The organism is Streptomyces sp. NPDC002793, assembly GCF_040295485.1.
In the GTDB taxonomy this organism is placed as follows: Bacteria; Actinomycetota; Actinomycetes; order Streptomycetales; family Streptomycetaceae; genus Streptomyces.
Map to the genome: position 1 here is coordinate 109,432 of NZ_JBEOVL010000011.1, position 12,360 is coordinate 121,791.

Consider the following 12,360-nt stretch of genomic DNA (forward strand, 5'->3'; position numbering starts at 1 on the left):
GGATCAGCGATTGTCGATCTCCGATGGGGGAGCGCTGGGATGAGTGGACCAGGACGTCATGACGGCCGCGGCCGGCTCGGCAACACGTTGTCGAACCTGGCCGTGGCCGTCGGCTGTGTGCTCTTCCTCGGCGGGTTCGCCTGGGGAGCGGTGGTGTACAAGCCGTACACCGTGCCGACGGACTCGATGGCACCGACGGTGAACGCCGGCGACCGGGTCCTCGCCGAGCGGGTGGACGGCGGCGACGTGCGGCGCGGCGACGTGGTCGTCTTCACCGACTCGACGTGGGGCGACGTGCCCATGGTGAAGCGGGTCGTCGGTGTGGGCGGGGACAAGGTCGCCTGCTGCGACAAGGACGGGCGGCTCACCGTCAACGGCGAGCCGGTCGAAGAACCGTATCTGCGGGCGGAGGGCGCCTCTTCGCCCACCTCGGCGGACGGTGGGAGCCCGGCCTCTCCCCAGGACTTCACGGCCGACGTACCCGAGGGGCAGCTGTTCCTCCTCGGGGACGAGCGCAGCACCTCCCTGGACTCACGCGTCCACCTGGGGGACCCGGGGCAGGGATCGGTGCCCCGGAGTGCGGTCCAGGCCCGGGTGGACGCCGTGGCCTGGCCCATGGACGGGATGATCGGCCGGCCCCAGGCATTCGCGGCCATGCCCGGCGGAGTGTCGTCCGAAGGACCGTTGCCGTCACAGGCCGGTGCCCTCGTGGTGGGGGTGGTGCTCATCCTCGGCGGAGCGGCCTACGGCCCCCTCGCCGCGCGCTCCGCGCGGAGCGGTCGGCAGCAGAAGGTGTCCACCGATGCGCACTGAGAAGCGCGAAGTCGCTCGCGTGGTGCTCCTGGACCCGGACGACCGGATCCTGCTGCTGCACGGGTTCGAGCCCGAGGACCCGGACGAGAACTGGTGGTTCACCCCGGGCGGCGGTCTGGAGGGCGAGGAGAGCCGGGAGGAGGCGGCCCTGCGCGAACTCGCCGAGGAAACCGGGATCACGGACGTCTCCCTCGGTCAGCTTCTGTGGACAAGGATCTGCTCCTTCCCGTTCGACGGGCGGCGCTGGGACCAGGACGAGTGGTACTTCCTGGCCCGTACGTCGCAGACGGCCACCGACCAGAAGGGCCTCACAGAGCTGGAGCTGCGCAGTGTCGCCGGTCTGAGGTGGTGGACTTCCGCCGAACTTCTCGCCACGCGTGAGACGGTGTATCCGACCAGGCTCGCCGGGCTGCTGCGCACGCTGCTCGACGAGGGTCCCCCGCGTGTTCCGCTGGTTCTCGCCCCCGAAATCGTCTAATCGGCCAGGGGTGCGTGGGGCTGACGCACAATAGGGGGACGCACGGCTGAAGGGGAACATGCCATGAGTGCCGAGGACCTCGAGAAGTACGAGACCGAGATGGAGCTGAAGCTCTACCGGGAGTACCGCGATGTCGTCGGTCTGTTCAAATATGTGATCGAGACCGAACGGCGCTTCTACCTCACCAACGACTACGAGATGCAGGTGCACTCGGTTCAGGGTGAGGTCTTTTTCGAGGTATCCATGGCGGATGCGTGGGTCTGGGACATGTACAGGCCCGCCCGGTTCGTCAAGCAGGTTCGGGTATTGACGTTCAAGGACGTGAATATCGAGGAGCTCAACAAGAGTGATCTCGAACTCCCGGGCGGCTGATTCCGGACGCGCTTTCCGGTGTCCCGGTTCACTCGTCCGAGTGGCCGGGATATTCACATCGACCCGGTTGTCCACCAAGATCCAATAGATCGGGCGGGGCGCGTCACAGTCGGTGCCGGAGGTGGTGCCGACATGAACGCACGGGGGGCACTCGGGCGGTACGGCGAGGATCTGGCGGCACGGCTGCTGGCGGACGCCGGTATGACCGTGCTGGAGCGCAACTGGCGGTGTCGCGCGGGAGAGATCGACATCGTCGCCAGGGACGGCGACGCGGTGGTCGTCTGCGAGGTGAAGGCCCGCAGGGCGGGCTCCTTCGAGCATCCGATGCAGGCCGTCACACCGGCCAAGGCCGACCGGCTGCGCCGGCTCGCCGAGATCTGGCTCGACCGCCACGGTGGTCCCCCGCCGGGCGGGGTCCGGATCGATCTGGTCGGCGTGATCCTGCCCAGGCGTGGCGCACCGTTCGCCGAACACGTGCGGGGCGTGGCCTGATGGGGTTCGCGCGGGCGTGCTCGGTGGCCCTCGTCGGCGTAGAGGGTGTGGTGGTCGAGGTCCAGGCCGATCTGGAACCAGGCGTGGCGGCGTTCACCCTCGTCGGTCTGCCGGACAAGAGCCTGGTGGAGAGCCGGGACCGGGTCAGGGCCGCGGTCGTCAATTCCGGGGCTGAGTGGCCGCAGAAGAAGCTCACCGTGGGCCTGTCCCCGGCCTCCGTACCCAAGAGCGGGTCGGGTTTCGATCTCGCCGTCGCGTGTGCGGTGCTCGGAGCGGCGGAGCGGATCGACCCTGCCGCCATCGCCGATGTGGTGATGATCGGTGAGCTCGGCCTCGACGGCACGGTGCGCCCCGTGCGCGGGGTGCTGCCCGCGGTGCTCGCCGCTGCGGAGGCGGGGTACCAGCACGTCGTGGTCCCCGAACAGACCGCGGGGGAGGCCGCTCTCGTGCCGGGCGTCTCCGTCCTCGGCGTACGGAGCCTGCGCCAGCTGATCGCCGTCCTCGGCGACGAACCCGTGCCGGATGAGCCGTCCGCCGACCGGGGCCGCCCCGACACGATGCTCGCCGGGCTGATGGTGCCGGGAGCGGGCCTCGGCACGGGGCTGGCACCGCTGTCGGCCGACGGCACGGCACACCGGCCCGATCTCGCCGACGTCGCCGGCCAGGGCCGGGCGCGCAAGGCCCTGGAGGTGGCGGCGGCGGGCGGACACCATCTGCTGCTCTCCGGGCCGCCGGGCGCGGGGAAGACCATGCTGGCCGAACGGCTCACGGCGATCATGCCGTCGCTCTCCCGGCAGGAATCCCTCGAAGTCACGGCGGTGCACTCGGTCGCGGGTATCCTCCCGCCGGGCGAGCCACTGATCAGCAGAGCGCCGTACTGCGCGCCGCACCACTCGGCGACGATGCAGTCACTCGTGGGCGGCGGGAACGGCCTGCCGAGGCCGGGAGCGGTGTCCCTGGCGCACCGGGGTGTGCTCTTCCTCGACGAGGCTCCGGAGTTCTCCGGGCGGGCCCTCGACGCGCTGCGCCAGCCCCTGGAGTCCGGGCACGTGGTGATCGCGCGCGCCGCCGGGGTCGTCCGGCTTCCGGCGCGCTTCCTGATGGTCCTCGCCGCGAACCCCTGTCCGTGCGGCAGGCACACCCTGACCGGGGCGGGCTGCGAATGCCCGCCCTCCGCGGTCCGCCGCTATCAGGCGCGGCTGTCGGGGCCGTTGCTCGACCGCGTGGACCTGCGAGTCGAGGTCGAACCGGTGGGCAGGGCCGACCTCATGGGGACCGGCGGCCGGGGGGAGTCCTCGGCCGAGGTCGCGGCCCGGGTGCGGGCGGCCAGGGCGCGGGCCGCGGAGCGGCTCGCCGGTACCCCCTGGACCACCAACAGCGAAGTGCCGGGCCACGAGCTGCGGACCAGGCTGGTCACGGCGCCCGGCGCCCTGATGGCGGCCGAGCGCGACATGGAGCGGGGCGCTCTCACGGCCCGCGGTCTCGACCGGGTCCTGCGTGTGGCCTGGACGGTGGCGGACCTGAGGGCCGTCGACCGGCCGGACGCCTCCGACGTCGCGGTGGCGCTGGAGCTGCGGACGGGCATCCAGCGGGGTGCTTCTCTGCGGGCGGGTGCCCGGTGAACACCCGGGCGGGTCACGGCGAGCCGGAGCGGCCGGCGTCGGCCCCCGGCTCGCACACACCGGAGCGGCTGGCGAGGGCGGCCCTCACCCGCGTGTTCGAGCCGGGGGACGAGCGCGGCGGCCGCTGGATCCGCGAGATCGGTCCCGTCGAGCTGATGCGGCGTCTCTCCGGTACGGACGGGGCGGCGCGGACGCTCAAGGGGATGACGGAGACCCGGCTCTCCGGCTACCGCCTGCGGGCATCGAGCGCCGATCCGGGGCAGGACCTGGCGGACGTGGCCGCGGTCGGCGGACGGTTCGTCTGCCCCGGTGACCAGGAGTGGCCGACTCAGCTCGACGACCTGGGCGACGCGCGGCCCATCGGGCTCTGGGTGCGCGGCCGGTCCGACCTGCGCCTCTGGGCGCTGCGCTCGGTGGCCCTGGTCGGCGCCAGGGCCTGCACACCCTACGGCGCGCACATGGCGGCGACGCTCGCCGCGGGGCTGGCCGAGCGGGGCTGGGTCGTGGTCTCCGGCGCTGCGTTCGGTGTGGACGGCGCGGCCCATCGCGGAGCGCTGGCCGCAGGCGGGGCGACCATGGCGGTACTGGCCTGCGGCGTGGACGTGGCCTACCCGCGGGGCCACGCCGAGCTGCTCGGGCGCATCGTGGAACAGGGCATGGTCATGGGCGAGCTGCCGCCCTCGGACCATCCGACGCGCAGCAGATTCATCCTGCGGAACAGGGTGATCGCGGCGCTCACGCGCGGCACCGTGGTGGTGGAGGCGGAGTACCGCAGTGGCTCACTGGTCACCGCGAGGAACGCCCTCCGGCTGGGCCGTTTCACGATGGGGGTGCCGGGGCCCGCCACCAGCGGGCTCTCGGCCGGAGTCCACGAACTCCTGCGAGGCGAGGGCGTCCTGGTCACCGACGCGGCGGACATCGCCGAACTGGTGGGGGAGATCGGTGAACTGGCTCCCGTCAGAAGCGGCCCGGTCCTGCCCAGGGACCAACTCGACGCCGTCTCCGGACGGGTGCTGGACGCGCTGCCGTGGACGGGTGTGGTGGACGGGCGCGACGTGGCCCGGAGGGCCGGGACGTCACCGGATGAAGCCCTCGGTCGTTTGTACGAACTGCACTCACTGGGGTTCGTCGAACGCGAGGCCGGTGGGTGGCGGTTGACGCCGGTACGGACACGCGATGAGGACGCGCGGCGAGGCGGTACTTGACCCGGAGCATTCGGGTGAAAAGGTGATCCCCGTGGCCGCGGCAGCGCCCGGTAAGGCGTGCGGGGCGGTGCGAATGGTGGCGATCCCTCACTGTCGGCCCCGCCGGCAAGCGGGGCGAAAGCGGGGGGTTCGGGCGTAATCGCACCCCTCGGTTCCCTGGTCGTGAGCACACCGCTACACATCAGTCACGCTACGCTCACAAGGAATCCGCCCCACAGACACGTCCCAGCACTTCACAGCAGAACGGCTCAAGGCACCACATGCCCCAGCACACCTCCGGGTCTGACCGCGCGGCAGTACCACCGGCTGCGCGTGGCACTGTGCGCCCTCCCGCCCCCTCCTCGCTCGACGAGTTGTGGCGTTCGTACAAGTCCACCGGTGACGAGAGGCTGCGTGAGCAGCTGATCCTGCACTACTCCCCCCTGGTGAAGTACGTCGCCGGCCGGGTCAGCGTGGGGCTGCCGTCCAATGTGGAGCAGGCGGACTTCGTCTCGTCCGGAGTCTTCGGACTGATCGACGCCATCGAGAAGTTCGACATCGAGCGGGCCATCAAGTTCGAGACCTACGCGATCACCCGGATCCGCGGCGCGATGATCGACGAACTCCGGGCGCTGGACTGGATCCCCCGGTCGGTGCGGCAGAAGGCGCGCAACGTCGAGCGTGCCTACGCCACCTTGGAGGCGCAGCTGAGGCGTACGCCTTCGGAGGCCGAGGTCGCCGGGGAGATGGGGGTCGCCATCGAGGAACTGCACGCTGTTTTCAGTCAGTTGTCGCTCGCCAACGTGGTGGCCCTGGAGGAGCTGCTGCACGTCGGCGGCGAGGGCGGCGACCGGCTGAGCCTGATGGACACCCTGGAGGACACCGCGGCCGACAATCCGGTCGAGGTCGCCGAGGACCGTGAGCTCAGACGGCTGCTCGCACGCGCCATCAACACCCTCCCGGAGCGGGAGAAGACCGTGGTCACGCTCTACTACTACGAAGGACTCACCCTCGCCGAGATCGGCAACGTCCTCGGGGTCACCGAGAGCAGGGTCAGCCAGATCCACACCAAGTCGGTGCTGCAGCTCCGGGCGAAGCTGGCCGACGCGGGACGCTGAAGGGGCAGCGGCTTCGGCCACCCGACCGCGTACGCGGACCTCCCTTCGAACTGTTGCCGCCGTAGAGTGGAGGCGTGCCCAGGATTCGAGCGGCCTCCGTGGCCGAGCACCGGACCATGCAGCGCGGCGCCCTCCTGGACGCCGCGCGCTCCTTGCTGTCCGAGGGCGGTACGGAAGCGCTGACCTTCCCCGCCCTCGCCGAGCGAACCGGCCTCGCCAGGTCCTCCGTCTACGAGTACTTCCGTTCCCGAGCCGCTGTGGTCGAGGAGCTCTGCGCCGTCGACTTCCCCGTCTGGGCCGCCGAGGTCGAGAACGCGATGGAGCGGGCCGAAGCGCCCGAGGCGAAGATCGAGGCCTATGTGCGCCGGCAGCTCGACCTGGTGGGGGACCGGCGGCACCGCGCGGTCGTGGCCATTTCCGCGAGCGAGCTGGACGCGGGCGCGCGGGAGAAGATCCGCGCGGCGCACGGCGGACTGATCGCCATGATCGTCGAGGCGCTCGCCGACCTGGGCCACGCGGAGCCGAGACTCGCGGCCATGCTGCTGCAGGGCTCCGTGGACGCCGCCGTACGCAGGATCGAGCTGGGCGCCGCGGAGGAACCGGGCGTCGTGGCGGACACGGCCGTGGCCATGGTTCTGCGCGGCGTACGGGGCTGAGCGCCGGGCCCGTGGTCCCCCTCGGGGAGCGGTACGCCGAACACCGGCAGCAGCCGGGAGGGCCCCCGTCGCAGCAGTGACGGAGGGAGCAGGGACAACGGATCCAGGTAGATGTCCCCACGCCGCAGCCCCCAGTGCAGGCAGCCGGAGGCGCAATGGGACGGCTCCGTCCCGACCACCCCCACCAGCTGCCCCGCGACCACCTCGTCGCCCGCGGCGACCCGCGCACGCACCGGCTCGTACGTGAAGCGGAGCGGTGGCTCCCCGGTCCCCCGCACGACGACGGAGACCACCCCGCGCCCCGCGACTGCCCCCGCGAAGGCGACTCGCCCCGGGGCGGCGGCCCGCACCGGGGTGCCCGGCGGAGCGGCGAGGTCGACCCCGCGATGGCCCGGCCCGTACGGGCCGGCGGGCGGCTCCCAGCCCCGCACGACCAGTGGCCGGCCCGCGAGCGGCCAGACGCGGCCGCCGTCGGAGGGCGCTCCCGCCTCGGCCCCTGCCGGGGCCGGCCCCAGCAGGACCAGGAGCAGTGCGGTCAGCAGTGCTGCCGGCAGATACACGTGCGGTGCGGCGGGCGGCGTGGCAGCCGGGCGGGCGTCACGCGGCCGGCCCGTGGTCTCTCCAGGTGAGCGGCGCATGACGGGAACGATCCCCCGGAGGCCCGTACCGAGGGGGATCATGGTCCGGATCTGTGGACGGTCGGGGGGTTGTGGACATCGCCGTCACCCGGCACCCGGCGGGTCCCGTACACTTCTTCTGGCGATCCGGGTCACCGGGTCGACTTCGCACGCCCCGCCACCTCCCTCTCTGCGGACGGTGGCCGCGCTCCTCGGTCCCTCGTGGCACGGCGCGTCGGGGCGTCAGGCGCGACAGCAATCCTGCGGTCGCGATAACCGAGTACCTCAAGGAGTACGGCCATGGCCGTCGTCACGATGCGGGAGCTGCTGGAAAGCGGCGTCCACTTCGGTCACCAGACCCGTCGTTGGAACCCGAAGATGAAGCGCTTCATCTTCACCGAGCGCAACGGCATCTACATCATCGACCTGCTCCAGTCGCTGTCGTACATCGACCGCGCCTACGAGTTCGTCAAGGAGACCGTCGCCCACGGCGGCTCCATCATGTTCGTGGGTACGAAGAAGCAGGCGCAGGAGGCCATCGCCGAGCAGGCGACGCGCGTCGGCATGCCGTACGTCAACCAGCGTTGGCTCGGTGGCATGCTCACCAACTTCTCCACCGTCTACAAGCGCCTTCAGCGTCTGAAGGAGCTCGAGCTCATCGACTTCGAGGACGTGGCCGCCTCCGGCCTCACCAAGAAGGAGCTCCTGGTCCTCTCCCGCGAGAAGGCCAAGCTGGAGAAGACCCTCGGTGGTATCCGCGAGATGCAGAAGGTGCCGAGCGCCGTCTGGATCGTCGACACCAAGAAGGAGCACATCGCCGTCGGTGAGGCGCGCAAGCTCCACATCCCGGTCGTCGCGATCCTCGACACCAACTGCGACCCCGACGAGGTCGACTACAAGATCCCGGGCAACGACGACGCGATCCGCTCCGTCACCCTGCTCACCCGCGTGATCGCCGACGCCGTCGCCGAGGGCCTCATCGCCCGTTCCGGTGCCGCCACCGGTGACTCGAAGCCGGGCGAGAAGGCCGCCGGCGAGCCCCTCGCCGAGTGGGAGCGCGACCTGCTCACGGGCGAGAAGAAGGACGACGCCGAGGCCACGGCCGAGGTCCAGTCCTCGGTCGAGACCGAGAAGGACGCCGACGAGGACGCCAAGCCGGCCGCCGTCGCCGCCGAGCAGGACGAGGCCCCGGCCGCCGAGGCCCCCGCTGCCGAGGCTCCGGCCGCGGACGCCGAGCAGGCCTGACACCCGTCAGTCACGGCTGAATGACGGCGGGGGCCGGTGCATCGGCACCGCCCCCGCCGTTCACCCGTAGATCTTTCAGACTTCGAGAGAGAAACAGACTCATGGCGAACTACACCGCCGCTGACGTCAAGAAGCTCCGCGAGCTCACCGGCGCCGGCATGATGGACTGCAAGAAGGCCCTCGACGAGGCCGACGGCAACGTCGACGGCGCGGTCGAGGCCCTCCGTATCAAGGGTCAGAAGGGCGTCGCCAAGCGCGAAGGCCGTTCTGCCGAGAACGGTGCCGTCGTCTCCCTCATCTCCGAGGACAAGACGTCCGGCGTCCTGCTCGAGCTGAAGTGCGAGACGGACTTCGTCGCCAAGGGCGAGAAGTTCCAGAGCGTCGCCAACACGCTCGCCGCGCACGTCGCCGCGACCTCCCCGGCCGACATCGAGGCACTCCTCGCCTCGGAGATCGAGCCCGGCAAGACCGTCCAGGCGTACGTGGACGAGGCCAACGCCAACCTCGGCGAGAAGATCGTCCTGGACCGCTTCGCGCAGTTCACCGGCGGTTACGTGGCCGCGTACATGCACCGCACCATGCCCGACCTCCCCCCGCAGGTCGGCGTCCTCGTCCAGCTGGACAAGGAGAACGCCGAGGTCGCCAAGGACGTCGCGCAGCACATCGCCGCCTTCGCCCCGAAGTACCTCAACCGCGACGAGGTCCCGGCCGAGACGGTCGAGAACGAGCGCCGCGTCGCCGAGGCCACCTCGCGTGAGGAGGGCAAGCCCGAGGCCGCCCTCCCGAAGATCGTCGAGGGTCGCGTCAACGGTTTCTTCAAGGACGTCGTCGTCCTGGAGCAGGCCTTCGCGAAGGACAACAAGAAGTCGGTCCAGAAGGTCCTGGACGAGGCCGGTGTCAGCCTGACGCGCTTCGCGCGCATCAAGGTCGGCATCTGAGTCCGTCCGCGAACAACGGTGGACCCCGATAGGGTCTGGTGCAGTCGTCGGCCGCACCCAGCCGGACGACCGCAGATCTGACGAGGAGGCCATTGCCGCTGAGGGACAACAGACCCACCGGCAATGGCCTTCTTCGTATGTGCACGAGGAGAATTCCCATGAACAAGGGCGCGGACGCCACCCAGGGCGACCACAAACGCGACGACGGCAAGATGTCCGGCCGCTTCATGCTGAAGCTGTCCGGTGAGGCGTTCGCCGGTGGCGGCGGTCTGGGCGTCGACCCGGATGTCGTGCACGCCATCGCGCGTGAGATCGCGGCCGTCGTGCGCGACGGTGCCGAGATCGCGATCGTCATCGGCGGCGGCAACTTCTTCCGCGGCGCCGAGCTCCAGCAGCGTGGCATGGACCGGGCGCGCTCCGACTACATGGGCATGCTCGGCACGGTCATGAACTGCCTGGCGCTCCAGGACTTCCTGGAGAAGGAAGGCATCGACTCACGCGTCCAGACCGCCATCACCATGGGCCAGGTCGCGGAGCCGTACATCCCCCTCCGTGCCGTACGGCACCTGGAGAAGGGACGCGTCGTGATCTTCGGGGCCGGCATGGGAATGCCGTACTTCTCCACCGACACGACCGCCGCCCAGCGCGCTCTGGAGATCGACGCCGAGGCGCTGCTGATGGGGAAGAACGGCGTGGACGGGGTCTACGACTCCGACCCGAGGGCCAACCCCGACGCGGTGAAGTTCGACGCCCTGGAGTACGGCGAGGTGATCTCCCGCGACCTCAAGGTCGCCGACGCCACCGCCATCACGCTCTGCCGTGACAACCAGCTCCCGATCCTGGTCTTCGAGCTGACGACGGAGGGCAATATCGCCCGCGCGGTCAAGGGTGAGAAGATCGGCACGCTGGTGAGCGACCGGAGCACCCGGGCCTGACAGCCCCAAGAGATGGACAACGGCCTGCCGGTCGGACACCGTGCAGGTGAGGACGCGACGCAGGATCCGCAGGACCGGGCTATGCCGGGTCCGCTCAAGACACGCAGGAGCACGTGGTGATCGAAGAAATCCTCCTCGAGGCCGAGGAGAAGATGGAGAAGGCCGTCGTGGTGGCGAAAGAGGACTTCGCCGCGATCCGTACCGGCCGTGCGCACCCGGCGATGTTCAACAAGATCGTCGCGGACTACTACGGCGCGCTGACCCCGATCAACCAGCTCGCCTCGTTCTCGGTCCCCGAGCCGCGGATGGCCGTGGTGACCCCGTTCGACAAGACCGCGCTGCGCAACATCGAGCAGGCGATCCGTGACTCCGACCTCGGGGTCAACCCGAGCAACGACGGCAACATCATCCGCGTGACGTTCCCCGAGCTCACGCAGGACCGCCGCAAGGAGTTCATCAAGGTCGCCAAGACCAAGGCCGAGGACTCCAAGATCTCGATCCGCTCCATCCGCCGCAAGGCCAAGGAGACGCTCGACAAGCTCGTCAAGGACAAGGAGTCCGGCGAGGACGAGGTCCGCCGTGCCGAGAAGGAGCTCGACGACACCACCGCGAAGTACGTCGCGCAGGTGGACGAGCTGCTCAAGCACAAGGAAGCCGAGCTGCTCGAAGTCTGATGAACGACTCTTCCCGGGGGGCCCCGCAGGGAGCCGGCTACTGGGGCGCGCCCGAGATGGGGGCCGCTCCGGCGGGTCCTGCATACGATGTGCGGGGCGCCCAGCAGACTCGGCCCATGCCCATCGTGCCGGACGTTCCCGACGCAGGTAGAGACGCTGACGACCGCGACGACCGGAACAGGGACGCCGCGCGCGTCAGCGGTCCCCTGTTCCGTGACGAGAAGCCGCAGGAGCCCATGTCCACCCCGCTGCCGTCGCCCCCGCCGCAGAAGAAGCGTGCGGGGCGTGATCTGCGTGCTGCCATAGGGGTCGGCCTCGGGCTCGGCGCGGTCGTCGCCGGGTCGCTCTTCGTCGTGAAGGCCGTCTTCGTCGGCGTCGTCGTACTGGCGGTGGTGGTGGGGCTCTGGGAGCTCACCTCCCGCCTCAAGGAGCGCAAGGGCATCGACGTCCCCCTTGTGCCGCTCGCCGTCGGCGGTGCCGCCATGGTGGTCGCCGGCTATGTGCGGGAGGCGGAGGGCGCCTGGGTCGCCATGGCCCTCACGGCTCTCGCGGTGCTCGTGTGGCGGATGACCGCGCCGCCCGAGGGCTACCTCAAGGACGTCACGGCGGGTGTCTTCGCCGTGTTCTACGTGCCGTTCCTGGCCACGTTCGTCGCCATGATGCTCACCGCGGACGACGGTGCGTGGCGTGTGCTGACCTTCCTCCTGCTGACGGTGGTCAGCGACACCGGGGCGTATGCGGTCGGCTGGCGTTTCGGCACGCACAAACTGGCACCGCGGATCAGCCCCGGGAAGACCCGCGAGGGACTGCTCGGCGCGGTCGGTTTCGCCATGGTGGCGGGTGCCTTGTGCATGGAGTTCCTGATCGACGGCGGAAGCTGGTGGCAGGGAGTACTGATGGGTGTCGCCGTCGCCGCCAGCGCCACGCTGGGGGACCTGGGCGAGTCCATGATCAAGCGGGATCTCGGGATCAAGGACATGGGCACGCTGCTGCCCGGCCACGGCGGCATCATGGACCGGCTCGACTCGCTCCTGCCGAGCGCGCCGGTCGTGTGGCTGCTGCTGGTGCTGTTCGTCGGATCCGGCTGAGCGGCTGTCCGGGAGATTCGTGTGCGGGGGCCGTCGCTCGGGGAGCGGCGGCCCCCGCCGCTCTTGCACCGCGATCGTCCGGCCGCCGGGTCGCCGAGCAGGCGCGCGCGGGTGTGATCGGTCACTGC

At 70.4% G+C, this 12,360-nt stretch carries 13 protein-coding genes and 1 pseudogene; 13 read left to right on the forward strand and 1 reads right to left on the reverse strand.

Features of this window, described 5'->3' with window-relative positions; genetic code table 11:
• Nucleotides 1-39: 39 nt before the first annotated feature.
• The 8 genes from lepB to ABT001_RS13450 all read left to right on the forward strand — a co-directional run bounded on the left by lepB (nt 40) and on the right by ABT001_RS13450 (nt 6,735).
• Complete coding sequence (lepB, locus tag ABT001_RS13415) at nt 40-813, forward strand: signal peptidase I (protein WP_351276201.1); 774 nt, start codon at nt 40-42, stop codon at nt 811-813.
• Nucleotides 803-1,291 carry an NUDIX hydrolase gene (locus ABT001_RS13420; RefSeq protein WP_351276203.1) on the forward strand — a complete coding sequence of 163 codons (489 nt, stop codon included), beginning with the start codon at nt 803-805 and terminating at the stop codon, nt 1,289-1,291. The genes lepB and ABT001_RS13420 overlap by 11 nt, the downstream gene beginning before the upstream one ends.
• 63 nt (nt 1,292-1,354) lie before the next feature.
• Nucleotides 1,355-1,663 carry a DUF2469 domain-containing protein gene (locus tag ABT001_RS13425; protein ID WP_003965949.1) on the forward strand — a complete coding sequence of 103 codons (309 nt, stop codon included), beginning with the start codon at nt 1,355-1,357 and terminating at the stop codon, nt 1,661-1,663.
• A 132-nt stretch (nt 1,664-1,795) separates the two neighbouring features.
• Nucleotides 1,796-2,155, forward strand: coding sequence for a YraN family protein (locus ABT001_RS13430; protein ID WP_351276205.1), 360 nt, complete (start codon nt 1,796-1,798; stop codon nt 2,153-2,155).
• Nucleotides 2,155-3,777, forward strand: coding sequence for a YifB family Mg chelatase-like AAA ATPase (locus tag ABT001_RS13435; RefSeq protein WP_351276207.1), 1,623 nt, complete (start codon nt 2,155-2,157; stop codon nt 3,775-3,777). The genes ABT001_RS13430 and ABT001_RS13435 overlap by 1 nt, the downstream gene beginning before the upstream one ends.
• Nucleotides 3,660-4,982, forward strand: a complete 1,323-nt coding sequence (gene dprA, locus ABT001_RS13440) for a DNA-processing protein DprA (RefSeq protein WP_502967468.1) — start codon at nt 3,660-3,662, stop codon at nt 4,980-4,982. Before ABT001_RS13435 ends, dprA begins: the two co-directional genes overlap by 118 nt.
• 260 nt (nt 4,983-5,242) lie before the next feature.
• The gene (whiG, locus tag ABT001_RS13445) at nt 5,243-6,079 is read left to right on the forward strand and encodes an RNA polymerase sigma factor WhiG (RefSeq protein ID WP_351276209.1); all 837 of its coding nucleotides are present in this window, start codon (nt 5,243-5,245) and stop codon (nt 6,077-6,079) included.
• Between the two features lie 98 nt (nt 6,080-6,177).
• The gene (locus ABT001_RS13450; RefSeq protein ID WP_351276383.1) at nt 6,178-6,735 is read left to right on the forward strand and encodes a TetR/AcrR family transcriptional regulator; all 558 of its coding nucleotides are present in this window, start codon (nt 6,178-6,180) and stop codon (nt 6,733-6,735) included.
• A 158-nt stretch (nt 6,736-6,893) separates the two neighbouring features.
• Here ABT001_RS13450 and ABT001_RS36070 read toward each other — a convergent pair.
• Nucleotides 6,894-7,415: pseudogene (locus tag ABT001_RS36070) on the reverse strand (M23 family metallopeptidase); the annotation flags it as partial.
• Nucleotides 7,416-7,652: 237 nt separating this feature from the next.
• Here ABT001_RS36070 and rpsB point away from each other — a divergent pair.
• From rpsB to ABT001_RS13480, 5 genes are all read left to right on the forward strand, one after another.
• Complete coding sequence (gene rpsB, locus ABT001_RS13460; RefSeq protein ID WP_351276211.1) at nt 7,653-8,597, forward strand: 30S ribosomal protein S2; 945 nt, start codon at nt 7,653-7,655, stop codon at nt 8,595-8,597.
• Nucleotides 8,598-8,698: 101 nt separating this feature from the next.
• Nucleotides 8,699-9,535, forward strand: a complete 837-nt coding sequence (gene tsf, locus ABT001_RS13465; protein ID WP_351276213.1) for a translation elongation factor Ts — start codon at nt 8,699-8,701, stop codon at nt 9,533-9,535.
• A gap of 158 nt (nt 9,536-9,693) precedes the next feature.
• Nucleotides 9,694-10,470, forward strand: a complete 777-nt coding sequence (pyrH, locus tag ABT001_RS13470; RefSeq protein WP_351276215.1) for a UMP kinase — start codon at nt 9,694-9,696, stop codon at nt 10,468-10,470.
• A 116-nt stretch (nt 10,471-10,586) separates the two neighbouring features.
• The gene (gene frr, locus ABT001_RS13475; protein ID WP_351276217.1) at nt 10,587-11,144 is read left to right on the forward strand and encodes a ribosome recycling factor; all 558 of its coding nucleotides are present in this window, start codon (nt 10,587-10,589) and stop codon (nt 11,142-11,144) included.
• The gene (locus ABT001_RS13480; protein WP_351276219.1) at nt 11,144-12,232 is read left to right on the forward strand and encodes a phosphatidate cytidylyltransferase; all 1,089 of its coding nucleotides are present in this window, start codon (nt 11,144-11,146) and stop codon (nt 12,230-12,232) included. The genes frr and ABT001_RS13480 overlap by 1 nt, the downstream gene beginning before the upstream one ends.
• Nucleotides 12,233-12,360: the final 128 nt, after the last annotated feature.

What these genes read in the sequence shown, in the direction of transcription:
- lepB (WP_351276201.1), top strand. Translation starts at nt 40, where the DNA reads ATGAGTGGACCAGGACGTCATGACGGCCGCGGCCGGCTCGGCAACACG.
- ABT001_RS13420 (WP_351276203.1), top strand. Translation starts at nt 803, where the DNA reads ATGCGCACTGAGAAGCGCGAAGTCGCTCGCGTGGTGCTCCTGGACCCG.
- ABT001_RS13425 (WP_003965949.1), top strand. Translation starts at nt 1,355, where the DNA reads ATGAGTGCCGAGGACCTCGAGAAGTACGAGACCGAGATGGAGCTGAAG.
- ABT001_RS13430 (WP_351276205.1), top strand. Translation starts at nt 1,796, where the DNA reads ATGAACGCACGGGGGGCACTCGGGCGGTACGGCGAGGATCTGGCGGCA.
- ABT001_RS13435 (WP_351276207.1), top strand. Translation starts at nt 2,155, where the DNA reads ATGGGGTTCGCGCGGGCGTGCTCGGTGGCCCTCGTCGGCGTAGAGGGT.
- whiG (WP_351276209.1), top strand. Translation starts at nt 5,243, where the DNA reads ATGCCCCAGCACACCTCCGGGTCTGACCGCGCGGCAGTACCACCGGCT.
- rpsB (WP_351276211.1), top strand. Translation starts at nt 7,653, where the DNA reads ATGGCCGTCGTCACGATGCGGGAGCTGCTGGAAAGCGGCGTCCACTTC.
- tsf (WP_351276213.1), top strand. Translation starts at nt 8,699, where the DNA reads ATGGCGAACTACACCGCCGCTGACGTCAAGAAGCTCCGCGAGCTCACC.
- pyrH (WP_351276215.1), top strand. Translation starts at nt 9,694, where the DNA reads ATGAACAAGGGCGCGGACGCCACCCAGGGCGACCACAAACGCGACGAC.
- ABT001_RS13480 (WP_351276219.1), top strand. Translation starts at nt 11,144, where the DNA reads ATGAACGACTCTTCCCGGGGGGCCCCGCAGGGAGCCGGCTACTGGGGC.